This window comes from Xanthomonas sp. NCPPB 4467 (genome assembly GCF_041475665.2).
Classification (GTDB): Bacteria; Pseudomonadota; Gammaproteobacteria; order Xanthomonadales; family Xanthomonadaceae; genus Xanthomonas; species Xanthomonas dyei.
In genome coordinates this window covers 879,820-902,654 of sequence record NZ_CM191260.1, presented here as the reverse complement: position 1 = coordinate 902,654, position 22,835 = coordinate 879,820, and the positions used below count along the sequence as shown (strand labels likewise).

20 protein-coding genes and 1 other RNA gene are annotated in these 22,835 nt (G+C 65.0%); 5 read left to right on the top strand and 16 right to left on the bottom strand.

All coding sequences use genetic code 11. The annotated features are described in order from the left end of the window. Positions 1-17: 17 nt before the first annotated feature. The 10 genes from ACCQ06_RS03880 to ubiE form a co-directional block, all read right to left on the bottom strand. A complete protein-coding gene (locus ACCQ06_RS03880) occupies positions 18-1,124 on the bottom strand; it encodes an S-(hydroxymethyl)glutathione dehydrogenase/class III alcohol dehydrogenase (RefSeq protein ID WP_104617392.1) in 1,107 nt (368 codons plus the stop codon). Between the two features lie 35 nt (positions 1,125-1,159). Further along, positions 1,160-2,236: a beta-propeller fold lactonase family protein gene (locus ACCQ06_RS03875; RefSeq protein ID WP_228325251.1), complete on the bottom strand. Its 1,077-nt coding sequence runs from the start codon at positions 2,234-2,236 to the stop codon at positions 1,160-1,162. Further along, positions 2,233-2,880, bottom strand: coding sequence for a c-type cytochrome (locus ACCQ06_RS03870; protein ID WP_170068740.1), 648 nt, complete (start codon positions 2,878-2,880; stop codon positions 2,233-2,235). Before ACCQ06_RS03870 ends, ACCQ06_RS03875 begins: the two co-directional genes overlap by 4 nt. A gap of 25 nt (positions 2,881-2,905) precedes the next feature. Continuing rightward, the gene (locus ACCQ06_RS03865; protein ID WP_228325253.1) at positions 2,906-4,681 is read right to left on the bottom strand and encodes a quinoprotein dehydrogenase-associated putative ABC transporter substrate-binding protein; all 1,776 of its coding nucleotides are present in this window, start codon (positions 4,679-4,681) and stop codon (positions 2,906-2,908) included. Then, a complete protein-coding gene (locus ACCQ06_RS03860) occupies positions 4,678-6,696 on the bottom strand; it encodes a methanol/ethanol family PQQ-dependent dehydrogenase (RefSeq protein ID WP_323706903.1) in 2,019 nt (672 codons plus the stop codon). The genes ACCQ06_RS03865 and ACCQ06_RS03860 overlap by 4 nt, the downstream gene beginning before the upstream one ends. An 805-nt stretch (positions 6,697-7,501) precedes the next feature. Further along, the gene (locus ACCQ06_RS03855) at positions 7,502-8,131 is read right to left on the bottom strand and encodes an HAD family hydrolase (protein ID WP_228325254.1); all 630 of its coding nucleotides are present in this window, start codon (positions 8,129-8,131) and stop codon (positions 7,502-7,504) included. A 3-nt stretch (positions 8,132-8,134) separates the two neighbouring features. Beyond that, positions 8,135-8,854, bottom strand: coding sequence for a hypothetical protein (locus ACCQ06_RS03850; protein ID WP_228325255.1), 720 nt, complete (start codon positions 8,852-8,854; stop codon positions 8,135-8,137). A gap of 220 nt (positions 8,855-9,074) precedes the next feature. After that, entirely contained in the window at positions 9,075-11,024 is a 1,950-nt protein-coding gene (locus ACCQ06_RS03845) for a M1 family metallopeptidase (RefSeq protein ID WP_228325283.1), read from the bottom strand. Positions 11,025-11,145: 121 nt separating this feature from the next. Then, the gene (locus tag ACCQ06_RS03840) at positions 11,146-12,036 is read right to left on the bottom strand and encodes a diguanylate cyclase domain-containing protein (RefSeq protein ID WP_316690234.1); all 891 of its coding nucleotides are present in this window, start codon (positions 12,034-12,036) and stop codon (positions 11,146-11,148) included. Positions 12,037-12,226: 190 nt separating this feature from the next. Continuing rightward, positions 12,227-12,988, bottom strand: a complete 762-nt coding sequence (gene ubiE, locus ACCQ06_RS03835; RefSeq protein WP_046965330.1) for a bifunctional demethylmenaquinone methyltransferase/2-methoxy-6-polyprenyl-1,4-benzoquinol methylase UbiE — start codon at positions 12,986-12,988, stop codon at positions 12,227-12,229. A gap of 87 nt (positions 12,989-13,075) precedes the next feature. Here ubiE and ACCQ06_RS03830 point away from each other — a divergent pair, with 87 nt between their 5' ends. The 5 genes from ACCQ06_RS03830 (at position 13,076) to ACCQ06_RS03810 (ending at position 17,067) form a co-directional block, all read left to right on the top strand. Beyond that, a complete protein-coding gene (locus ACCQ06_RS03830) occupies positions 13,076-14,725 on the top strand; it encodes an MFS transporter (protein WP_228325258.1) in 1,650 nt (549 codons plus the stop codon). After that, a complete protein-coding gene (locus ACCQ06_RS03825; RefSeq protein ID WP_316690233.1) occupies positions 14,722-15,807 on the top strand; it encodes an HlyD family secretion protein in 1,086 nt (361 codons plus the stop codon). The genes ACCQ06_RS03830 and ACCQ06_RS03825 overlap by 4 nt, the downstream gene beginning before the upstream one ends. A gap of 83 nt (positions 15,808-15,890) precedes the next feature. Further along, a non-coding RNA gene (locus tag ACCQ06_RS03820) (sX9 sRNA) lies at positions 15,891-15,965 on the top strand. Between the two features lie 149 nt (positions 15,966-16,114). After that, positions 16,115-16,615 (top strand): GNAT family N-acetyltransferase, encoded by a 501-nt coding sequence (locus ACCQ06_RS03815; protein ID WP_316690232.1) that lies wholly within the window; start codon positions 16,115-16,117, stop codon positions 16,613-16,615. Beyond that, positions 16,612-17,067 carry a nucleoside deaminase gene (locus ACCQ06_RS03810; RefSeq protein ID WP_316690231.1) on the top strand — a complete coding sequence of 152 codons (456 nt, stop codon included), beginning with the start codon at positions 16,612-16,614 and terminating at the stop codon, positions 17,065-17,067. Before ACCQ06_RS03815 ends, ACCQ06_RS03810 begins: the two co-directional genes overlap by 4 nt. A gap of 216 nt (positions 17,068-17,283) precedes the next feature. Here the strand turns inward: ACCQ06_RS03810 and hslU are convergent, their stop codons facing one another. The 6 genes from hslU to lptM all read right to left on the bottom strand — a co-directional run bounded on the left by hslU (position 17,284) and on the right by lptM (position 22,813). After that, entirely contained in the window at positions 17,284-18,651 is a 1,368-nt protein-coding gene (gene hslU / locus ACCQ06_RS03805) for an ATP-dependent protease ATPase subunit HslU (RefSeq protein ID WP_104617403.1), read from the bottom strand. A gap of 111 nt (positions 18,652-18,762) precedes the next feature. Further along, positions 18,763-19,314, bottom strand: a complete 552-nt coding sequence (gene hslV / locus ACCQ06_RS03800) for an ATP-dependent protease subunit HslV (protein ID WP_005997221.1) — start codon at positions 19,312-19,314, stop codon at positions 18,763-18,765. 766 nt (positions 19,315-20,080) lie between these two features. Then, on the bottom strand, positions 20,081-20,989 hold the full coding sequence (xerC, locus tag ACCQ06_RS03795) for a tyrosine recombinase XerC (protein ID WP_104617574.1): 909 nt from the start codon (positions 20,987-20,989) through the stop codon (positions 20,081-20,083). 75 nt (positions 20,990-21,064) lie between these two features. Then, entirely contained in the window at positions 21,065-21,736 is a 672-nt protein-coding gene (locus tag ACCQ06_RS03790) for a DUF484 family protein (RefSeq protein WP_170068756.1), read from the bottom strand. Continuing rightward, entirely contained in the window at positions 21,736-22,587 is an 852-nt protein-coding gene (gene dapF / locus ACCQ06_RS03785; protein WP_228325263.1) for a diaminopimelate epimerase, read from the bottom strand. The genes ACCQ06_RS03790 and dapF overlap by 1 nt, the downstream gene beginning before the upstream one ends. Next, positions 22,577-22,813, bottom strand: a complete 237-nt coding sequence (gene lptM, locus ACCQ06_RS03780; RefSeq protein WP_228325264.1) for an LPS translocon maturation chaperone LptM — start codon at positions 22,811-22,813, stop codon at positions 22,577-22,579. Before lptM ends, dapF begins: the two co-directional genes overlap by 11 nt. Positions 22,814-22,835 lie beyond the last annotated feature (22 nt).

Here is a 22,835-nt window from a genome sequence, read left to right as displayed (position 1 = left end):
ACGTCATGTCGTCTCCTTCAATACCGCACGATCGATTTGATGCCGCGCGCCGCACGCAGATCCGCCAGCGCCTGATTGATGTCGTCCAATGCGAGAGTGCGGGTGATCAGCGGCGCCAGCTGGATGTCGCCCTGCAGATAGCGCTCCACGTAGCCGGGCAACTCGCTGCGCCCCTTCACCCCGCCGAACGCGCTGCCACGCCACACCCGGCCGGTGACCAATTGAAACGGCCGCGTGCTGATCTCTTGCGCATCGTCGGCCACGCCGAGAATGACGCTCTCACCCCAACCCTTGTGGCAGCACTCCAGTGCCGCACGCATCGCGCCGACATCGCCCACGCATTCGAAACTGTGGTCGGCGCCGCCGTCGGTGAGGTCCACGATCACCTGCTGGATCGGTGCGCCGTAATCGCGCGGGTCCAGGCAATCGGTGGCACCCAGGGCGCGCGCCAATGCGAACTTGCCCGGGTCGATATCCACCGCGATGATGCGCCCGGCCTTTGCCAGTACCGCGCCCTGCACCACCGACAGACCGATCCCGCCCAGCCCGAACACCGCCACGCAATCGCCCTGGCGCACATGCGTGCTGTTGAGCACCGCGCCAACGCCGGTGGTGACCGTGCAGCCGAGCAGGCAGGCCTGGTCGAGCGCGGCATCGGGATGGATGCGCGCCACCGCAATCTCCGGCAACACGGTGTATTCGGAAAACGTACTGGTGCCCATGTGGTGCAGGATCGGTTGCCCGTTCAACGAAAACCGGCTGCTGCCGTCGGGCATCAGGCCGCGCTCCTGACTGTTGCGGATCGCCTGGCACAGATTGGTGCGGCCGGAGCGGCAGAACTTGCAGACGCCGCATTCGGGCATGTACAGCGGGATGACGTGATCGCCGGCACGCACGCTGGTCACGCCAATGCCGACGTCTTCGACGATGCCTGCGCCTTCCTGCCCCAGGATCGCCGGAAAACTGCTCGCATGCCCGTGCGCCAGCGCATGCGCATCGCCGTGGCAGATGCCGGTGGCAACCAGCCGCACCAGCACTTCGCCGGGGCGCGGCGGCTGCAGGTCCACCTCTTCGATGGTCAGCGGCTGATGCGGGCCCCAGGCCACCGCAGCGCGTGTCTTCATCCCGCCTCCCCGGCGCGTATCGGCATGGCCGGCACTCAGCGCGCGATGACCACGCCCCACGGCAGTTCGCCGACGGGGATCTGTTTGAGTTCGCGCAAGCTGGCGGTATCGATCACGCTCACCGTGTTGGAACGCCCATTGGCCACATACAACTTGTCGCCGGCCGGCGTGAGCGCCGGATTCCAGGGCCGTAATCCGACCGGAATCTCGGCCAGGCTGCGTGCGGTGCCGGTATCGATCACGCTGACCGTGCCGGCACCGCCGTTGGACGCGTACAGCCGCGTGCCGTCGGCCGAAAGCGTCACGCCGGCGGTGCGCACGCCGGCCGGCAGACTGGCACGGCGCGTGCGGGTCTGCAGGTCGATCACATCCACCACGTTGGCGGTTTCCTGCGCGATATAGACGCTGCGGCCGTCCGGTGCGAACGCCATGCCACGCGGATGGCCGCTGGTGGCGACCACGCCGCGCGACTGACGCGTGGCCAGCTCGATCATGTCCATGTCGTTGGAACCTTCGTTGCTGGTGAGCAGCCACTTACCATCAGGCGTGTATGCGCAATGCTCCGGCGCCTGACCACGCGTGGCGATGACCTGCTGCACGCGGAACTGCGCCGCGTCGATCAGCATCACCTGGTTTTGCCCTTCCACACACACCGCGAACTGCTTGCCATCGGGCGACACCGCGATACCTTCGGCGTTTTCGCCGATGTCCACCTGCCGCAACAGCGCGTCCTTGGCGGTGTCCAGTTCGATCAAGCGGTGGTGCTCGGCATCGATCAGATACAACTGCCCCTGCGGGCCGAGCAACACCTGCTGCAGACGCTTGCCGAGCTGGCCTTGCGCACTGAGGGTACGCACTACCGTATCGGTACCGGTGTCGATCACCGACACCGTGCCGCTGCGTTGATTAGGGACGTACGCCAACACCGAGGGCGCTGACGGCGCCGGTGCTGCGCTGCTGGACGTAGCCGGCGATGCAGACGCTGCGGCTGCGGCTGCCGGTGAAGCAGCATCGCGCTGGCAACCGGCGACCAACAGCAGCGCACCCGATGCAATCACCGCACAGGCGCGCTTCCAGCTCCCGATTGCCGATCGCAGTACCCCTTGCGTCATTGCGCCTTGCCCGCGGTCTTGTTGATCGAGTGGATGAAGGCCAGCAGTTTTTCGGTATCGCCCGGCTTGAGCACCGGCGCGAACGGCGGCATCTGCCCCACCACTTTTTCATGACCGATACGGGTCTTGCCGTGCGTGATCATGGCCGCGGTGCCTTCACTGATCAGCGTGCGCAGAGTGTCGTCGTCGCTGCCGTAGACCCAGATGTCGTTGGTCAGCGGCGGGCACATGCCGCCGCCGCCGGTGCCGCCGTGGCAGGCGTTGCAGCCGGCAGAGAAATAGATCTTCTTGCCTTCGGCGATCAGCTCGGGAGTGACCTTGACCTCCGGCCCCTTCGGAATCGGCGTCACCGTGGCCGGAGCTGCGGCGGGCGTGGCCGGATCGGGCGCAGGCCCTGCGGCCGGATTGGGCATCGCCGCGGCCCCAGCTGCAGGCGGCGGTGCCGCGGCGTCGGCTGCCGGCGCGCTGGCGGTGGACGGTGGCGCCGCGTCGGGCGCCGGTGCCGGCGGAGCGTCTTTTCCGCATGCAACCAGCAGTGTGCTCAGCAACAACGCGCACAGCGGCGCGCGCATGGAACGATCGATATAACCCATGGTGGACTTGCGCATGAACGAACCTTTCTGATCGGAGGGAACACCGCGCACCCCGTGCACGCGGTGGATGAAACAGTCAGCGTCTGGCAGGGCGCCTGGTCTCGCCGAGCAGTGCAGCCAATGCGGCATCGCCGCGGTCCTGCGCCAAGGTCGCGGCGGTCTTGCCATCGCGATTGCGCGCCGCCGGGTCGGCACCGGCTGCCAGCAGACGCTTGGCAACGTCCTCGCGTCCGGCTGCCGCGGCCAGCATCAAGGCAGTGACACCGGCCTGATTGGCGTGTCCCACGTCGGCGCCGCGCGCGAGCAGCGCATCGAGAATGGCCGGATCGTCGCGCGCCACTGCGAACATCACCGGGGTAAATCCGGTGGCATTGGCACGCTTTACATTCGCCCCCGCGGCCAGCAGTGCCTGCACCACGCTGGCGTCGGCATACGAGACCGCCAGATCCAATGCGCTCCAGCCATCACCGGACACCGTATCGACCGGCGCGTTTTTGCCGATTAGCCGGGTCACGCTATCGGCATCGTTGGCCCATGCGGCTTTCATCAGCGCGGTCCAACCGCTGGCATCGCGCGCATCCAGGCGCGCGCCGGCATCCAGCAATAGCCCGACCAGATCCGGTTCCTGATTGCGGATGGCCTGATGCAAGGGCGGCTCACCGAGCAGGTTGGGCGTGTTGGCATCGGCGCCATGCCGCAACAACCAGGCCGCACGCACTGCGTCGCCGGCATCCAGCGCATGCGCCAGCTCCTGGTTGGGGTCGGCACCCTCGGCGATGCGCAACTGCAACTGCGCCAGCTCCTGCGACGAGGCGGCAGGACTGGGTGCAGTCGATGCTGAGGTTGGTGTGGTGTAGGGCCCATGCGATGGCAGATCGCCAGCCACGACGCAGTCGCTGCATCGCACCAGCGGCACGTGATAGCTGCGCAGGATCTCGGCGATCTTTGCCGCGTTGTCTTGCAGCGCGGTATTCAGCGCATCGCGCAATGCGGCGTTTTTGCGCGATACCGCCCACGCCATCGAATACTCCAGCACGGCATCGTCGATGGTGTTCAACGGCACCATGCCCAGATTGCTGCGCGCGGCATAATAACCGGCTACCGGGCCCCAGGATTCGGCCGCATCCAGTTCATTGGCGGCCACACGCTCCACCAGCTTGCCCGGATGTTCTTCCGGTGCGGTGGCCGAGTCGTAGAACAGGTATTGCACTTCGCCACTGATGCCGTGCTCGTACAGCGCTTGGCGCGCGGGCGAACTCTGGAACACGCCCAGCCGCAGCTTTTTCAACGCCGGATCATCCAGCGATGTGGGCACCAGATTCAGGCCCTTGCGCGTGACCAGCACGTAGGCCGAGCGATACACCGGGCGTGTGGTCAGGCCCTGTTCGAAGTCGCTGTTGAGATCCATCAGCAGATCGCAGCGGCCGGCGTTGATGGTGCTGCGCGCCAGCCCGCGCTGGTAATAGGTGCGCCATTCGTATTCCAGGCGACGGCCCATCGCATCGGCGACGACTTGTGCAATCTTGTTCTGGAAGCCTTCGCCAGCCTTGTTGGACAACGGCATGTTGCCCGGGTCGGCACACACGCGCAGCACCGTGGGATCAGGCGCTGGTGGCGGCGTGTTGGCCGGCGTTTGCGCGGAGGCTGGCGCTGCAGTGGATGCAGGCGCCGCTGTCGGCGCCGCATCGGAATCAGAAGCGCGAGCCGTCGGTGAAGACGGCTCGCGTGTGCAACCTGCGGCGACGAGTCCGAGGCTGCAAACCACCAGCACCTTGCGCAGGTGCCGGGTCATGCCGCACACGCCGGCAAACCTCTGCCGACGTGCGCGTCCAACGCCTTGCGTGGATCTCATCGTGCCGTCTTCGCTGCTGCGTTGGCGGTGCCGCCGCCTGCGGCCGCAGTGGCGGTTGCCGTGGCGGTCACCGTCTTGCCGGCCCCATCGAGACGGAAGGTGTGCACCATGCCGCCGAGCGGGATCTTGTCGAAGCCGGCGCCAAACGCCAGCCCGGCAGCACCCAGCGCGCCGTACGGATCAGCCGGATCCAGACCGGCAGCCACCGGCAGACCGATCCAGCCACCGATGCCGGAGAACACCGCCACGTACTGGTGACCATTGGCCTTGTAGGCGATCGGGTTGCCGATGATGCCGGAGGGCAACTTCATCTCCCACAGCTTCTTGCCGGTGTCCTTGTCCACCGCACGGAACCAGCCGTCCAGCGTGCCGTAGAACACCAGCCCGCCATCGGTGACCAGGGTGCCGCTCCACACCGGGAACTTTTCCTTGATCTCCCACTTGGACTTGCCTTCCACCACATCGAACGCCTTGACGATGCCCAGTGCGCCGGGCTCGTTGGGCTTCATCATCACGTTGGCGAACACATACGGCAGGCCCATCATGGTGTTGCCGCGTTCCTGCGGTTCCAGTTCCATGTGCCAGTTGTTGGTGCCGCAGAAGAACACCGCCGAATTGGCCGGATCCACCGAGCACGGCTGCTGATCCTTGCCGCCCATTGCCGACGGGAATGCCTGGACCTTCTTGCCGCGTTCCAGCGGCGAATGCGCTGCCACTTTCACCGGGCGACCGGTCTTCATGTCGATGCGTTCGGCCCAGTTGGCCGGCACGAACTTGTTCGCGCGCAGCAGCGTGCCGTCGCGGCGATCGAGTACGTAGGCAAAGCCGTTGCGGTCGAATTGCACCACCGATGGAACTTGCTTGCCGTCGATGGTCAGATCCACCAGGATCGGCTCGTTGATGCCGTCGTAATCCCATTGGTCGAACGGGGTCTTTTGATAGCCCCACACCGCTTCGCCGGTATCGATCTTGCGTGCGAACAGCGTCATCGACCACTTGTTGTCGTGCTCGCCGTTGTTGCACTCCTCATGCGAGGTCTTGCCGCAGCGATACGAGGGGCTCCACAGGCCGGGATTGCCGGTGCCGTAATAGACCAGCTTCAACTTCGGGTCGTAGCTATACCAGCCCCAGGCCGCGCCGCCGCCACGCTTCCATTCGTCGTTGGGGAAGGTCTTGACCCCCAGGTCGCCGAGCTGGCCGTGCTGCGGATTGGCCTTGTTGAAGTCCGGGCCCAGGCAGATCGCCTTGTCGGTACCAGCCGCATCGCAGGACCACGCCTGCTTGCCATCGGACAGATTGTAGGCGGCCACGCGCCCAAGCACGCCGAACTCGTTACCGCTGATGCCGGCCACCACTTTGCCGTCGGCAATGATCGGCGCCATGGTGATGGTTTCGCCCTTGTCAGGGTGGGCGAGCTTCTGCTTCCACACTTCCTTGCCGGTCTTGGCATCGAGCGCAATCACATCGCCGCTCAGGCTGCCGAACACCAGCTTGCCATCGGCATACGACGCACCGCGGTTGACGGTATCGCAGCAGGCCACCGCCACCGAGCGTTCGTCCTGTTGCGGGGTGTATTTCCACAACACCTTGCCGCCGTCGTCCTGCGCGGCCAGGTCGATCGCGAACACATTGTTCGGATACGCGCTGACCATGTACATGATGCTGCCGATCACCAGCGGCTGGCCTTCGTGGCCGCGCGTGGCGTCGGTCTTCATTTCCCACGACATCTTCAGGTTCTTGACGTTGTCGCGGTTGATCTCGGCCAGCGGGCTGTGCCGGGTGAGTGCGAAATCGCGACCCACGCCGCCCCAGTTGTCCGCGTTGCTGGCGTTGGCGGTGAATTCGCTATCGGTATCGACCATGGCAGCGGCGGGCGGCGCAGCGGCGGGTGCGGCTGCAGGTGCGGGCGCTGCGGTTTCGGCCGGTGTGTCTTTCTTGCAGCCGGCCAGTACCGCGCTCAGCGCAAGCATCAGCAGCGCGCCGCTGCGGACGCTGCGACAGGAAGATTGGTGCATATGCGTCTACCCCTCTCGGTGAACAATCCATTCGAACGAACAGCCACTGGCGTTTGAGGCACGTAACGGCGGCGCAAACGGGTGGGTACCGCGGAAGAACACAGCACAGCGCGTGCCAGCGCGCTGTTGCGCCGCAGCACCTTGCTGCGTCAGGGCGTTGTGTGGACGCAGTGACGGCCGCGCGCGAGATGTATCGGATTTGGCACACTTTGCGCCGAGCGTGCTGTCGCAGCGATGGAACAGATTGGGCGGTGGACGCTTCTTTGGGACGTGGCCGAACCACCTGGGCGGTATGACGCCAGATGTTTTCCTGAGTCGATGGTTTTTGGAGATGGCAGCGCATGAGAGGGCGGCGCTGCGGCGACGCTGCTGCCCACCAGCAACCACAACGAGCCGAGCACGCCGATACCTGCGTTTTTTCCATTGCAGGGATGCGCCCGAGGGGGCAGACGAGGGGTGCCCCGCTGCCGCCGTCGATGCGTTTGCCGTCGTGCGTGTTTGAAGCGAGATACTGGGGCTGATGGACTGCAGTTGGTCCGTCCCCTCACGCCAACCCCTATCCCGGGTGGGAGGGGCTAGAGCGCGGCGCCAGGCGTCTGTTCCTTGTCCCCTCGGGAGAAGGTGCCCCGAAGGGGCGGATGAGGGTACGGGCGTAGCCCCATGCAACTGAAGCGGCAGCAGGACTTCGCCTCCGTACCCTCACCCCTCTCCCCCGGGGAAGGAAGAAGGACAGTTGATGCGTCGAGGTGTGCGACGCCGTGATGCGTCATCGTTCTGCGGTCGCAGAGACGCGACCGATGCAACGTCAGCCGTCTACGCGGGACTGCCAGCGCTGTAACAGTTCGCTGCAATCGCGCAGGCGCCAGTCGGCCAGGCCGGGCCAAGGGTCGCCAGGGGTATTGACCAGGACGGTGCCTGCACCGGCGGCGCGGCCGCAGGCCAGGTCGTTGTGGTGGTCGCCAATCATGAGCAATGCAGCGGCGCTCACCGCCCACCGCTGCTGGAAATACTGCAGACCGTCGGGCGCGGGTTTGGGCGCGGCTTCGTCGCGGCCGACGATGTCGTCCCAGGCGAAAGCATCGTCCAGGCCGATCGCCTCCAGCGTTATCTGCGCCAGGCTGCGGGCGTTGCGGGTCAACACGCCGAGACGGCAGCCGTCGGCATACAGCGCGCGCACCACTTCTTGCGCGCCGGGCGCGGGCTGCGCCGCTTCAGCCAGGGCGCGCTCATGCTCCAGCAACCAGGCGTGCTTGGCCTGCGCCTGATCGGCAGGCAATGCCGCCAGGTGATGCAGGATGTCGTCTTCGGGCGGGATCTCCAACGCGCGCCGGATCAACGCGAAATCGTGCACCGGCACAGTGAGCGTGCCATCCATGTCGAACACCCAATGCCGGTAGGCAGACAGCGGCAATCGGGCAGCGTTTGCGCCATCCATGGATTATTTCCAGCCCGGCATCTGGGTGGTCTCCAGCCCGCCGACCTCGAACTCTGCGGTCCGCATGCCACCGGCCTTGACCGGGAAAGCGATGCTGATGCGCTTGGCATTGCGCACCACTTTCCACAGCGCCTTGTCGTCGTCGATGAACATGGCGATCGCCTCGTCGGTATCGGGGCGATGCGCGGCCATCGCGCGTGGTGCGCCGCCATCGGCGGAGACCTGCACCTTGCAGCCACCATAGCAATTGAAGTCGCCGGCCTTGAGCACAAGATAGCTGTGCCGCTTCCACTGCGGATGATCGCGGAACACCAGGCTCACCGGCTTGGGCCCGCTACCATCCACATCCACGCGCTCCTTGGCATCGATCATGGCCGAGCGCTGCGTGCCGCCCTTGGCCGGCACCTGCGAGTATTGCCAGAGCGCCTGCATGCGACGCAACTCGCGCGCCTGTTCGCCCTTGGCCTTGATGTCGGCATACCCGGGTTCGATGCGCGTTGCGGCAGCCGTACCGGCATAGCCTTCGAGCAAGGCGGCGCCATGCGCGCGCGCCATGTCCCAGTTCTGCGCCTTGACCGCTTCGTCGTACTGCTTGGCGAGCGCATCGGCCTGGGTTTCTTTCGCCTGCGCCTGCGCGGTTTCCTGCGCCTTGCGTTGCGCCTCGCGGTCGGTGCAGGCACTCAGGGCCGCGACGCACAAGAGCGCGCTCAACAGATACTTCATCGTCGACTCCGGAACAAATCCAGCGACAACGATACCAGCCTGTCCCTGCGCGATAACTCGACAGGGCGATAGGTCGCGCCGTGGTCGCAATCAGAGCGCACCACGTAGGAGCGCACCCGGGCGCGCGGGGCATTACCGGTGAAGCCCAATCGCGCCCAGGTGCGCTCCTACAGCCGGGTTTGTGCGCGACGGGAGGGCGTCCGCAACGCCCTCCCCTGCATCACGGCTGCGCAGGCGCTGCTGCCTTGGCCTTGGCAATCATCTCGGCCACCGAGGCGGTGGTGATCGGGTGATAGCTGGGCTTGGCTTTTTCGAAGGCCTGTTCGGCAAACGCGATGCCATCCGGGGTCTTCAACAGTTCGGCGTAGATCGGCAACACCAGCTTGCGGCGGCCCACCCGCTCGATGAACTCACCGGCGGCAGGACGTGCGTCGGTGTAACCGCTGCGGATCGCCAACGGATACCAGCGCATCGCGATCTCGCCGTTCGGTGTGCCGGTGAAGTGATAGGCATCGTCGAGCTGTTTAAGCTGTTCGGGCTTCAAGGTGGCGCCCATGCCGCTGAGGAAATGCACCCATTCCTGCGTGCCCCACTCGCTGGTGACCTGCTTGCTGGGCAGCGTGCCGCTACCGCTCCACGCGATACGCGCGGTGTCCACGATCGAGAAGCTGCGCGAGCGCGCCTTGGCCGCAAACGCCGGGATGCCCGGCTGCTTCAACCAGGCGTCCACTTCAGCGGCGCTCACCGTATTGGGATGCTTGGCCAGCAGATTCTTCTGCAGATAGTCGACGAACTGGTCGGTGGTCGCGCTCTGGAACGCGTGATCGTCGAACCAGCCACGCAGGAACGGGTCGAACACTTCGCGACCAAAACGCTGCTCCAGGAACTGCAGGAACCACGCGCCCTTGACGTAGGCCACCTGGCTCAAGGCTTCGTCCGGGTCGCGCTGCGCCAGCGGCGGCAGGGCCAGGGTCTGGTCGGCCGGCGGCATGTCCTTCACTTCGGCCAGCAGATCGCCCTGGTCGATCTCACGCTCCATCTCGGCCATCTCAGCGCCATACAACGCTTCGGTGATGCGGCCTTGCACGTAGGTGGTAAAGCCTTCGTTGAGCCAGATGTCCTTCCAGCTGGCGTTAGTCACCAGGTTGCCGGACCAGCTATGCGCCAGCTCATGCGCGACCAGCGACACCAGCGACTTGTCGCCGACGATTACCGTGGGCGTGGCGAAGGTCAGACGTGGATTCTCCATGCCGCCGAACGGGAACGACGGCGGCAGCACCAGCATGTCGTAACGGCCCCAGCGATACGGGCCGTAGAGTTTTTCGGCGGCACCAATCATCTTTTCGGTGTCTTCGAATTCCTTGGCGGCCTTGTCGGCCATCGCCGGCTCGGCCCACACGCCCGAGCGCGCGGAGATCGGCTTGAACACCACATCGCCGGCGGCAATGGCCAGCAGATACGACGGAATCGGCTCGGGCATCTTGAAGCTGTAATCGCCATCGCGCGCGGCTTTGGGGTCGTTGTCGGCGCTCATCAGCACCATCACGTCCGGGCGCGAGGTCACGTGCGCGCGATAGGTGAAGCGCACGCTCGGGGTGTCCTGCAGCGGCACCCAGCTGCGCGCGTGGATCGCCTGCGATTGGCTGAACATGAAAGGCAGCTGCTTGCCTTCGGTCATCGAGGGCTCCAGCCACTGCAGGCCCGACGCGGTCGGCGCAGTGTGATAGGTGATCACGACCTTGCCTGGCTGGTTCGGCGTTTCGATGGTGAGCTTGCTGCCGAAGGTCTTGTCGACCGGCGCCAGCGCGAACTGCAATGGCGACAGGCCGCCCTTGCCGTCGTCGGCCTGCACCTGCGCGATGCTCAGCTCGCGCGTGTCCAGCACCAGCTGTTTGGCAGCCTTGTTCTTCCACTCCAGCGTGTAGGTCGCGGTGCCGCCGATCTGCTTGCTGTCGAAATCCAGCTTCAGGTCCAGCGCCAGGTCCTTGATGACCACCTGGTCGGGCTGGGCGTAGGAACTTTCGTCGTGGTTGCGGGCGTCTGCTTTCACGGGGGCCTTGGCGGTGGCGGCCGGCGCAGCGGTGGTGGCAGCCGGCGATGTGGATTCGTTGGAACAGCCGGCCAGCGCAATGGACACGGCCAGGGACAGCGACAGGTACGGGAAGCGCATCGACGGCACCGCAGCAGGGGAATTGGTCATTTTAGCGCTCCGCGCCGATGCCTGCCCGTGCAATCGGTGAGGGACGCAAGCGACGGCCTGCAGCTTGCCTGCTGTGCCGCGCCGGCGGCGGTCAGGCCACCGGATGACTGCGCGGCGTGTCGTGCCCGTCGCGCACCAGGCGCCGGCCGCCGGAGAACTTGGCGCGATACATCGCCGCATCCGCACGTCGATACAGCTCGGTGGCGTCCAGCCCCTTCGCGCAGACCGCGCTGCCGGCGCTCACGTGCAACGGCGCCTCTTCGCCGTCTTCGCGTTCGAGCATCGATAGCCATTGATTGAGCTTGAGCGTGGCCTCGTCTTCGCTGGCGTGCACGCCGATCAGGAATTCGTCGCCACCCCAGCGTCCGATCCAGTCCTGTGCGCCCAGCCAGCCGTAGGCAGACTCCACCAGGCGCACCAGCACGCGGTCCCCCGCCAGGTGGCCGAAGCGGTCGTTGATGGGCTTGAGGTTGTCCATATCCAGCACGAACAACACGAACGGCCAGCCTTCGCGCTGGGAGGCGGTAACCGCATCGCGCATCGCCTGTTCGCAGCCGCGCCGGTTCAGCGCTTCGGTGAGCGGGTCGAACAGGGCGTGCTTCTTGAGATCGCGCATGCCGGCATCGATCCCGCGCAGGCTGCGATTGATCCCGCGCAGCAGGCGGCCCAGCTCATCGTCGCCATGCTCGGGCAGGCTGGGCAGGCGTTGGTCGGCGTAATAGGTGTCCAGCGCGTCGGCGGCGATACGCAACGGCGCCAGCAGGCGATACAGCGCAGAGAGCGTCAATGCAGTCCCCGCCAACGTAGCCAGCAAGGCGACGATGATCACCGACCACAACAGGCGCCCTTCCAGCTCGCTCTGCGATGCCAGCCACGCGATCAACAACAGCAGCGGCAGGTGGATCCCAACGAAGGTCACCGCCAGCAACTTGGCGCTGAAGGAACGGGGAAACACGCGCGAGAGCCCAGCGTATAAGCGCATCCAACTCTCCGACAAAAGAGCACCTAGTGTCGCCGACAGTTGGTGGAGCCAACGCGACGAAGGTCTCAGAAACTCGTTGGTCCGCACGCGCCTACGGGGAGCGGGGCCGCATCAAGCGAACACGAGCGATGGCCTTGATGCCAGATATGGCGCGTGATGCATGCGCCATATCGTCGACCGTGCGCTGCATTCAGATCTTGTAGCCGGAGTGGATCGCCACGATGCCACCAGTCAGATTCTTGTAGTGGCAGCGCGCAAATCCGGCCTCGCCCATCATGCCCTTGAGCGAATCCTGCGGCGGGTGCTTGCGGATGCTTTCGGCCAGATATTGGTAGCTGTCGGCATCGCGTGCGAACAACTGGCCCAGCTTGGGCAGAATCTTGAACGAGTGGAAGTCGTAGATCGGCTTGAACCACTCGGCGGTGACTTCGGAGAACTCCAGTACGCGCGCCTGGCCGCCCACCTTCAACACGCGATACATCTCGCGCAGTGCAGCGTCCTTGTCGGTGACATTGCGCAGGCCAAAGGAGATGGTCACCAGATCGAAGCTCTGATCCGGGAACGGCAGCGCTTCGGCGTTGCATTGCACGTAGTCGAAGCCCGCCACCAGGCCACGGTTGGTCAGGCGGTCGCGGCCCACCGACAACATGCCGGCGTTGATGTCGCCCAAGACCACGGCGCCTTCATCGCCCACGCGCTCCTTGAGCAGCACGGCGATATCGCCGGTGCCGCCGGCCAGATCCAGCACGCGGTCGCCCGGCTTCACCTGCGCGGTCGCCACGAAGTAGCGTTTCCATGCGCGGTGCACGCCCAGACTCATCAGATCGTTCATCAGGTCGTAGTTGCGCGCGACCGAGGTGAACACTTCGCCGACCAGCTTCTGCTTGTCCTTGGCAGCGACATCGCGAAAGCCGAAATGGGTGGTGCCGGAGGTATAGGGAGATTCGCTCATGCCTGGATTATCGCACTGCTGACGCCACCATGACCGCAACGGGACCACAATCGCGAACTCTTCCGCAACCGGCCCTGCGAGCATTGCGTGCCCGACAAGTACGCCCCACGCGACTGGCAGCCCCACGAAAAGCCCACCCTGCCGGGGTCGGCATCCACACCGCTGCACCCGACCCGGCGCCGCATTCAGTACGGTCTGGTCGGCCTGGTCGTGGCGCTGACCGGCGGGCTGAGCAACGCGTTGGTCACTGCCAACCTGCCTTATCTGCAGGGCAGCCTGGGCGCCTACGCCACCGAAATGGCCTGGCTGCCGGCGGCCTACGTGATGACCAATATGTCGGCCAATCTGTTGCTGGTGAAGTTTCGCCAGCAGTTCGGGCTGCGCCGTTTCACCGAGATCTTTCTGGCGCTGTATGCGGCCATCGCGCTGGGGCACTTGTTCGTGCACAGCCTGAGTTCGGCGATCACCGTGCGCGCGGCGCATGGGTTGGTCGGCGCGGCGCTCAGCTCGCTGGGCCTGTATTACGTGATCCAGGCATTCCCCAGCAAATATCGGCTCAAGGCGGTGGTGCTGGGCCTGGGCATGACCCAGTTGGCGTTGCCGCTGGCGCGGGTGTTCTCCACCGACCTGCTGGAATTCGGGCAGTGGCAGGGCTTGTACCTGTTCGAGTTCGGGTTGGCGATCTTTGCGCTGGCCTGCGTGCTGGCACTCAAGTTGCCGCCAAGCGACCGCTACCGGGTGTTCGAGCCGCTGGATTTCGTCACCTTCCCCCTGTTTGCGGCCGGCGCGGCCGGGCTGGCTGCGGTGCTGTCGCTGGGGCGGCTGCTGTGGTGGACCAGCACGCCGTGGCTGGGCGTGGTGCTGGCGCTTTCCATCGTGCTGCTGTGCATGGCGGCCTGGATCGAACACAACCGCCGCAACCCGATGATCAACACGCGTTGGCTGGCCAGCGCGGACATGCTGCGGCTGGGACTGGCGATTCTGCTGATTCGGCTGGTGCTTTCGGAACAAAGCACCGGTGCGATCGGCTTCTTCCAGACCCTGGGCCTGGCCAACGATCAACTGCAGACGTTGTTCGCGCTGATGTTGCTGGGGGCAGTCGCTGGAGTGGCCGCAAGCGCGTGGCTGATCAATCCGGCGCGCATCGCCGAGCATCTGATCATTGCGGTGGCGGCGATCTGTCTCGGCTGCTTCATGGATGCCGATGCCACCAGCCTCACCCGCCCGGAGCAGATGTACGTCAGCCAGTTTCTGCTCGCCTTCGGCAGCACGTTCTTCATCGGCCCGGCGATGGTGGCCGGGCTTGGCCGGGTGATTGCGCAGCCCGGCAATCTGATCAGCTTCATCGTGCTGTTCGGCATGGCGCAGAACATGGGTGGACTGCTCGGCAGCGCGCTGCTCGGCAGCGTGCAGATCCTGCGCGAGAAATACCATTCCAGTCAGTTGGTCGAGCATCTGGTCTTGACCGACCCGCAGGTGGCTGCGCGCGTGCAGGCGTATGCCAGCCTGTATGGCCGCAGCATCGGCGACCCGACACTACGCCAGGCGCAGGGCGTGCGTGCGCTCGGCAGCGTGGCCACGCGCGAAGCCAATGTGCTGGCCTATAACGATGTGTTCCTGCTGATCGGCTGTATCGCCATCGCCACCGGGGTGTGGATCCTGTCCGTGCTGGTGTGGCGACGCTATCTGCGTCCTCCCGTGTCACCCTCCCCTCCTGCTTCCACTGCGCGCCCATGAACACATCTACCGCTCCCACTGCCGCCTCCGAGCGCGCCCGTCGTCGTCGTCGCATCACCGGCGCGATAGGCTTTGGCGGGCTCGCCCTGATCGGCGTGGCGCTGGTGCTGTACGCATGGCGGCTGCCACCGTTCGTCAGCGCGACCGAGCGCACCGAAAACGCCATGGTGCACGGACAGATCACCGTGATTGCGCCCCAGGTCAGCGGCTATGTCACCGACGTCACGGTGCAGGACTTTGCGCATGTCACACGCGGCCAGCTGCTGGCCACCATCGATAACCGCATCTACGCCCAGCAGCTCGAACAGGCCAAGGCGCAGGTGCAGACCGCGCAGGCCAATCTCGCCAACTGGGAGCAGCAACGCCATAGCGCGGAGGCGAGCATTGCCGAACAACGCGCAGCGCTGAGCAGCAATCAGGCCCTGCGCGATCGCACCCGCTCGGCATATACGCGTACCCAACAGCTGGCCAACCAGAAACTGGTGTCCGAACAGGACCGCGACACCGCCTTTGCCGCGCGCGCGCAAGCCGATGCGGGCGTGGCGCAAGCGCGTGCGGCGGTGCAGGCGGCCGAAGAGAATGCACGCAGCGTCACCGTCAATCGCGCCGCGCTGGAAGCGGCCGTTGCCAATGCACAGGCGGCGGTGCAACTGGCGCAGATCAATCTGGACAACACGCGCATTGTCGCCCCGCGCGATGGTCAGCTCGGCCAGCTCGGCGTGCGTCAAGGTGCCTATGTCACCAACGGCACGCAGTTGATGTCGCTGGTGCCGGACACGCTGTGGATCGTGGCCAATTTCAAGGAAACCCAGATGGCGAAGATCCGCATCGGGCAGCGCGCCAGCTTTACCGTGGATGCGTTGGACAACGCACGTCTGCACGGCCGCGTGCAGGAAATTTCTCCGGCCGCCGGCTCGGAATTCAGCGTGCTGCCGGCCGACAACGCCACCGGCAACTTCGTCAAGATCGCCCAGCGCATTCCGCTGCGCATCAGCGTCGATCCCGGCCAATCGCTGGCGCCACGTCTGCGCCCGGGCATGTCGGTCGTGGTGGCGGTCGATACCGACAGCACGGCCGATTGAGCGCTGACTAGGTCATGCGCCACGAGCGGCTAACACACCGACTGCGCAACCTGCCAGCGGATGCGGGCGGTGCCAGCCGCGGCATGGGCCACTCGTACATTGCGATTCCGAGTGCGCCGTCCACCCCTGGCTGACGACTGCACGCTACGTTTTCAGGCGCTCCACGCGAACCGGGTGGCAGACGCGGACACCATTAAGGACGGCACTGTTTTGCCTGCGCGCTGAGGCCCCAATTCGTCAGGTGTGCTTCTCGTACGGATAGCGCTATCTGTCTGCCGCGCGCAAGCGATGCCGTTATGATGCGTCGATGTCCTCCACATCCACGCATCCCTTGCACTGGCAGCAGCTGCGCTTTACGCAGCTGAGCACAACGCAGTTGTACGCGTTGCTGCAATTGCGCACGGATGTGTTTGTGGTGGAACAGCAGTGCGCCTACCCGGAACTGGATGGCAAGGACACCGATCCCGGCGTGCTGCATGTGCTGGGCACTACCCACCCCACTGCGTTGACGGCCTACCTGCGCGTGCTGCCGCCGGGCCTGAGTTACGCCGAACCCAGCATCGGCCGTGTGGTGGTCGCTGTCGCGTATCGCGGTACCGGCTTGGCGCACGCGCTGTTGCGCGAAGGTATCCGGGTGGTGCACAACCACTGGCCCGGCAGCGCGATCCAGCTCGGTGCGCAGGCGCATCTGCAATCGTTCTACGCGGCGCATGGGTTTGCGCCGTCGTCCGCGCCGTATCTGGAAGACGGCATCCCGCATCTGGACATGCTGCGCCCTGCCGGCGCGGCCACGATGGAGTTCACATGATCACCACCCCCGACTACCGCGCATTGCTCGACACCGCCATCACCGAAGCCCGCCAGGGCCTGGCCGAAGGCGGCATCCCGATTGGTGCGGCGCTGTATCACAACGACGGGCGCCTGCTCGGCTGCGGCCACAACCGCCGCGTGCAGGAGAACGACCCGTCCGTGCATGGCGAAACCGATGCCTTTCGCAAGGCCGGTCGCCAGCGCCGTTACAAAGACACCATCATGGTCACCACGCTGGCGCCATGCTGGTACTGCAGCGGGCTGGTGCGCCAGTTCAACATCGGCACCGTGGTGGTGGGCGAGTCGGTCACCTTCCAGGGTGGCATCGCCTGGCTGCGCGATCACGGCGTCAACATCATCGACCTGCAGAGCCAGGAATGCATCGACCTGCTGGGCTGCTATATTTCCGCCAACCCGGATGTGTGGAACGAGGACATCGGCGAGGATTGAGCGCACTGCGCGGCGGCACGTGGTGGCAGACAGTGGGCAATCCAGCTGTCATGCCGAAGCGCACCTGGGCGCTGCGTTGATCCGTCGTTATCGCGCCAACCAGCGCCAAGGCGTACGTTGATCTCGGTGCACTGCTGGAAACAAAAGACCCGCCAACTGGCGGGTCTTTTCCATTTGGTACGTTCCATCCAGCGCGCAGGTTGCCGTGCGCTGCGATCAGAGGATGTAGCGACTCAGATCCGGGTCCTGCACCAACTCACCCAGCTGCGCATCCACATACGCCGCATCGACAGTCACGCTCTGCCCGTCGCGGTCCGGCGCTTCGTAACTCAGCACATCGAGCAGCCGCTCAAGCACGGTGTGCAGCCGGCGCGCGCCGATATTTTCCTGCCGCTCGTTGACCTGCGCCGCAATCTCGGCCAGGCGGTCAACCGCGTCCGCACCGAAGGTCAGCGTCACGCCTTCGGTCTGCAACAAGGCTTCGTACTGTTTGATCAGCGCGGCCTTGGGCTCGGTAAGAATGCGCACGAAATCGGCCTTGGTCAGCGCAGTCAATTCCACCCGGATCGGGAAGCGCCCCTGCAACTCCGGAATCAAGTCGCTGGGCTTTGCCAGATGAAACGCGCCGGAAGCGATGAACAGGATATGGTCGGTCTTGACCGTGCCGTACTTGGTCGACACGTTGGAACCTTCCACCAACGGCAGCAGATCGCGCTGCACGCCTTCGCGACTCACATCGCCGCCACTGGAGCCGGCTTCGCCGCGCTTGGCGACCTTGTCGATCTCATCGATGAACACGATACCGTGCTGCTCGCAAGCTTCGATCGCCGCTGCACGCACGTCGTCTTCGTTGACCAGCTTGCCGGCTTCTTCTTCGATCAGCAGCGGGCGCGCCGCCTTGATGGTGAGCTTGCGCTTTTGCGACTTGCCGCTGCCCAGATTGGAAAACATCTGGCGCAGCTGCTGGCCCATTTCTTCCATGCCCGGCGGGGTCATGATGTCCATGCTGGCGTTGATCGCGACATCCAGTTCAATTTCGCGCTCGTCCAGCTCGCCATTGCGCAGCATGCGGCGGAACTTGATGCGGGTTTCGTTATCTTGCGACGACGGCTCGTTGCGTGCGGCTTCCGGATCAAAGCCAATACCGGCTGCGCGGCGCGGCAGCAACGCATCCAGGATGCGATCTTCGGCACGCTCTTCGGCCTGGTGACGCACGCGCACCTTGGCCTGCTCGCGATACAACTTGACCGAGGTGTCGGCCAGATCGCGAATGATCTGCTCCACGTCCTTGCCGACGTAGCCCACTTCGGTAAAGCGCGTGGCTTCCACCTTGACGAACGGCGCGTTGGCCAGGGTTGCCAGACGTCGCGCGATCTCGGTCTTGCCGACGCCGGTGGGGCCGATCATCAGGATGTTCTTGGGCATTACTTCGTTGCGCAGTTCTTCGGGCAACTGCATGCGCCGCCAGCGGTTGCGCAGCGCAATGGCCACCGCGCGCTTGGCGTCGTGCTGGCCAACGATATGACGGTCGAGCTCCTGCACGATTTCGCGCGGAGTCATGGTTGAAGTATCGGAATTTGGCATTGGGGAATCGAGAATGGGGAATGGGGAATCGTGGGAGCGAAAAATCAAGAGCCTATGTCGTTGGAGTGGAGACCAAACCGCTGTTGCGATTTCCGATTCCCCACTCCCGATTCACAGCTCCTCGACCACCACATTGCGATTGGTGTAGATACAGATATCGCCAGCGATATTGATCGCCTCGGTGGCAATGGTCTTGGCATCCAGCTCGGTGTGCGCCAACAGCGCGCGTGCGGCCGACAAGGCATAGGAGCCGCCGGAACCGATCGCGATGATGCCGTCTTCCGGCTCGATCACATCGCCGGTGCCGCTGATGATCAGCGAGGTCTCTTTATCGGCCACGGCCAGCAATGCTTCGAGCTTGCCCAAGCGGCGCTCGGTGCGCCAATCCTTGGCCAGCTCCACGGCAGCGCGGGTCAACTGCCCATGCTTGTCGAGCTTGGCTTCGAACAGTTCGAACAGCGTAAACGCATCGGCCGCAGCACCGGCAAACCCGGCCAGGACCTGACCCTCGCGACCGAGCCGGCGCACCTTGCGCGCGTTGCCCTTCATGACGGTGTGGCCGAGTGTGACCTGGCCATCGCCGGCGACGGCGACATGCCCACCACGTCGAACCGAAATGATGGTGGTGGCGTGAACGATGTTGGGATTCTGGCTGGGGTCCATGGGTCCTCCGGGGGTTTCCAATGAGGTGGGGACGCCCCTGCCGGGTTCAAGCGAGCTGCGACGATGGGACGCAGCGATGAGAGTGGTGCAGATGGGAGTTGGTCATTGGGCCGCTGGGCGAACGGGCGAGGTGCGTAGTGCGTAGTGCACACACGATCCGGGCGGGATACACCGATCGCCGCACAACCTGGTGATCGGACGCCACCTGCCTTAGCCCCTCTCCCGCCGGGAGAGGGGTTGGGGTGAGGGTACGGCCGCCGCTGTTGATTGCACGCCACAGCGTCAACCCGCTCTGCATGCAGGAATGTCTCGGAGCATCGGCGCTTCGCGCAGCCGCCTTTGAAACGTCGCCGTGTTTAACCGCGGTTACCTCACCCACCGCTTTTGAAAGCTCACTTGGGCGTCCGCGAACTCTGACGCTCTCCAATACCCTTCCCAAGACGCCCAGCAGCATCTGCACAGGAACCCTCACCCCAACCCCTCTCCCGAGGGGAGAGGGGCTAGAGCCGCATTCCCACGAGTGACTTGCCATCTAGGCAACCAGCGCCTTAGCGCTGGACTGGCTTTATCGACTGTAGTGGCTTTACCAACTGCAATGACCTTATCAGCTGTAATGGCCTTATAAGCTGCAATGGTTTTACCAGCTGCAAGGACTCCACTGCACTCGCTTTATCAGCTGCAATGGCTGGACCAGCAGGACCAATACCTCGATTACATCAGTCAGAAACTTATGCAATCACGCTGATTACATCGCTCACACACACGCTCACTCGGCAGCCTTCTTGCGCTTTGCACGCGGATGCGCAGCGTCGTAGACCTTGGCCAGATGCTGGAAATCCAGGTGCGTGTAGATCTGCGTGGTGGCGATGTCCGAGTGACCGAGCAACTCCTGCACGCCGCGCAGGTCGCCTGACGATTCCAGGATATGGCTGGCAAAACTGTGCCGCAGCATGTGCGGGTGCACGTGCTTGAACATGCCTTGGCGCACGGCCAATTGCTTGATGCGGATCTGCACCGCACGCTGCGAAATCGCGCCGCCGGTACGGCCGGGGAAGACATGCGTTTCCGCACGCCCGCCACTGTCGCGCTGCCATTCGCGCAAGGCTGCAATCGCATGCGAGCCCACCGGCACCAGACGCTGTTTGCCGCCCTTGCCCAGCACCATCACCAAGCCGCTGGCCAGATCCAGATCGCGCCAGTGCAGCGCGCAGAGCTCGCTCAAGCGCAGCCCCGACGAATAGAACAGTTCCAGCAATGCGCGATCGCGCAACCCCAGCGGCGCATCGGTCGGCACCTCGACCAGGCGCACGGCCTCATCGGCATCGAGCACCTGCGGCAGCTTGCGCGGCGCCTTGGGCGCACGCAACGCCGCCGCGGGGCTGGCCGCGATACGGCCGTGCTTGAGCAACCAGGCGTAATAGCTGCGGCATGCAGACAAGCGCCGCTGCAGGCTCTTGGCAGACAGCCCGCGCCGGTGTTCCGACGCGACAAACTGGCGCAGCTGCGCGCTATCCAGCTGTGCGACATCCAGCGCAGTCGCAACACCCGCAGCATCCTTCTGCTCGGCCGCCCAGCTCAGCAGCGCGGCAAGATCGCGTCGATACGCATCCAGCGTGTGCGCCGACACCTGACGTTCGACCTGCAGATACGCCAGGAACCCTTCGACCGACGACATCTCAGCTGTCCTGCTGCGGTGGCACCCACGCTGCGGTGCGCAGCAGGCCGCGCACGGCATGGCCCGCCGCCATCATCACGCTGCGAAACGCTGCAGCGCCACGCCGAGCGACTCGCCCATCATGCGCAGGAACAAGGTGCCCATGCCCGGATAAAACCGGTTGGCATCGCTGCTGCCGACCGCAATCAAGCCAATCCCCGGCAATGGCAGCAACGCCGTCGACTGCACAACGTCGGCCTGATCGGCATATAGCAGCGCGTGTTTTTCAGCCTGCAGCCGGCCGCAGATCGGCTCGCCATCGCTCAAACAATCGCGGAACGGTGCCAGGCGCGCATCGTCGGCGGCAATCACCTGCAGCCAGTCGGCTTCCAGCCCGGCGACCGGTGCAAGCAATACCAGCCGCACCAGCTCTCCGTTGAAATCTTCCGCCAACGAGGCAGCCATCGCCTTGAGCGTGTCGGCAGCGGTGGTCTGGCGCATCAATGCCAGCGTGAGTTGATGGGTGCGCACCGCCAGCCGTTCATTGACATGCGCATTGCTGCCCAGCTCGTGCAGGCGCCGCGACAGCTCGCGGTTCTTGTCGCGCAATACTTCCAGCTGATAGGTCGCCAGCGACGCGGTAGGGCCGTCGTCGCGCGGCACCAACAGGCTCACCGCCAGATCGGGGAATTGCTTGAGAAAGGTGGGATGGCGACGCAACCAGGTTGCGACCTCGTGGGCACCGAACTTGTCCGTGTTGTCGCTCATCAGTTCCATTCTCCATCGAAGACGAACACCGCCGGGCCGGACATCACCACCTCCTGCGCCTCACCGGGCCAGCGGATCCGCAGCTCGCCACCGGGCAGCGACACGCGTACATCGCGCTCGACACGGCCGCGCTGCATCAGCACCACCGCCGCCGCGCACGCACCGCTACCGCAGGCCAGCGTTTCGCCGACACCGCGCTCGAACACGCGCAGACGCACATGCGTGGGGTCCACGACCTGCGCAAACCCCACATTGACCGAATTGGGGAAGGCGGCGTTTTGCTGCAACAAGGTGCCCACACGCTCCACCGGGGCGGCGTCGACACGCCCCACCTCCAGCACGGCATGCGGGTTGCCCATCGACACTGCGCCAAAGCGCACCGTCTCGCCGTGCACGGGCAGTGCGTATTCGTCGCGCGCGTGCGCGAACCCGGCCAGCGGAATCTGCGTGGGCTCGAATTGCGGCACGCCCATGGCCACCGAATAGGTTCCTGCATCCACCTGCTCCACCGCATGTGCGGTGACCGGGCTGTCGATGATGAAGCGCTCGCCCTGCGCGGTTCCGTCGCGCACCAGCCAGGCGGCGACGCAGCGTGCGCCGTTGCCGCATTGACGCGCGGCCGAGCCATCGGAATTCCAGATGCCATAGGCCGCCACAGCGCCTTCGCTGCGCGGGGCCTCGATGGTCAGGATCTGATCGCAGCCGACCCCGAAGTGCCGGTCGGCCAGACGTGCGGCCAGCGCAGCGTCCGGTGGAGGCGTACCGTCGCGCAGGTCCAGCACCACGAAATCGTTGCCGGCTCCATGCATTTTGGTGAAACGCAGACGCTCGCTGCGACCGTCAGCGCTCATTGCCGCTGCTAGCGGGCTGGTCGGTAGTGGATGCGGGCTTGGTGTCGGTCTCCACCGGCGCAGGCGCAGGTGTGGGCTCATCCGGCGGCTGCGACACGGGCTGGGCTTCCACCGGCACCGGTTTCTGCGGCATCACCAGCGGGCCCTTGTTACCGCAGGCGGCAAGCAGGACAAAGGTCGCACCAACCAGTGCGAGACGAACGGAAGGTCGGGACATGATGCTCATGGGCCGAAGTATAGCCAGAACC

What these genes read in the sequence shown, in the direction of transcription:
- xerC (WP_104617574.1), bottom strand. Translation starts at nt 20,989, where the DNA reads ATGTCGTCGGTCGAAGGGTTCCTGGCGTATCTGCAGGTCGAACGTCAG.
- ACCQ06_RS03845 (WP_228325283.1), bottom strand. Translation starts at nt 11,024, where the DNA reads ATGCGCTTCCCGTACCTGTCGCTGTCCCTGGCCGTGTCCATTGCGCTG.
- ACCQ06_RS03815 (WP_316690232.1), top strand. Translation starts at nt 16,115, where the DNA reads ATGTCCTCCACATCCACGCATCCCTTGCACTGGCAGCAGCTGCGCTTT.
- ACCQ06_RS03790 (WP_170068756.1), bottom strand. Translation starts at nt 21,736, where the DNA reads ATGAGCGACAACACGGACAAGTTCGGTGCCCACGAGGTCGCAACCTGG.
- hslU (WP_104617403.1), bottom strand. Translation starts at nt 18,651, where the DNA reads ATGCCAAATTCCGATACTTCAACCATGACTCCGCGCGAAATCGTGCAG.
- ACCQ06_RS03865 (WP_228325253.1), bottom strand. Translation starts at nt 4,681, where the DNA reads ATGAGATCCACGCAAGGCGTTGGACGCGCACGTCGGCAGAGGTTTGCC.
- ACCQ06_RS03875 (WP_228325251.1), bottom strand. Translation starts at nt 2,236, where the DNA reads ATGACGCAAGGGGTACTGCGATCGGCAATCGGGAGCTGGAAGCGCGCC.
- lptM (WP_228325264.1), bottom strand. Translation starts at nt 22,813, where the DNA reads ATGAGCATCATGTCCCGACCTTCCGTTCGTCTCGCACTGGTTGGTGCG.
- dapF (WP_228325263.1), bottom strand. Translation starts at nt 22,587, where the DNA reads ATGAGCGCTGACGGTCGCAGCGAGCGTCTGCGTTTCACCAAAATGCAT.
- ACCQ06_RS03880 (WP_104617392.1), bottom strand. Translation starts at nt 1,124, where the DNA reads ATGAAGACACGCGCTGCGGTGGCCTGGGGCCCGCATCAGCCGCTGACC.
- ACCQ06_RS03850 (WP_228325255.1), bottom strand. Translation starts at nt 8,854, where the DNA reads ATGAAGTATCTGTTGAGCGCGCTCTTGTGCGTCGCGGCCCTGAGTGCC.
- ACCQ06_RS03825 (WP_316690233.1), top strand. Translation starts at nt 14,722, where the DNA reads ATGAACACATCTACCGCTCCCACTGCCGCCTCCGAGCGCGCCCGTCGT.
- ubiE (WP_046965330.1), bottom strand. Translation starts at nt 12,988, where the DNA reads ATGAGCGAATCTCCCTATACCTCCGGCACCACCCATTTCGGCTTTCGC.
- ACCQ06_RS03855 (WP_228325254.1), bottom strand. Translation starts at nt 8,131, where the DNA reads ATGGATGGCGCAAACGCTGCCCGATTGCCGCTGTCTGCCTACCGGCAT.
- ACCQ06_RS03810 (WP_316690231.1), top strand. Translation starts at nt 16,612, where the DNA reads ATGATCACCACCCCCGACTACCGCGCATTGCTCGACACCGCCATCACC.
- ACCQ06_RS03840 (WP_316690234.1), bottom strand. Translation starts at nt 12,036, where the DNA reads ATGCGCTTATACGCTGGGCTCTCGCGCGTGTTTCCCCGTTCCTTCAGC.
- ACCQ06_RS03860 (WP_323706903.1), bottom strand. Translation starts at nt 6,696, where the DNA reads ATGCACCAATCTTCCTGTCGCAGCGTCCGCAGCGGCGCGCTGCTGATG.
- hslV (WP_005997221.1), bottom strand. Translation starts at nt 19,314, where the DNA reads ATGGACCCCAGCCAGAATCCCAACATCGTTCACGCCACCACCATCATT.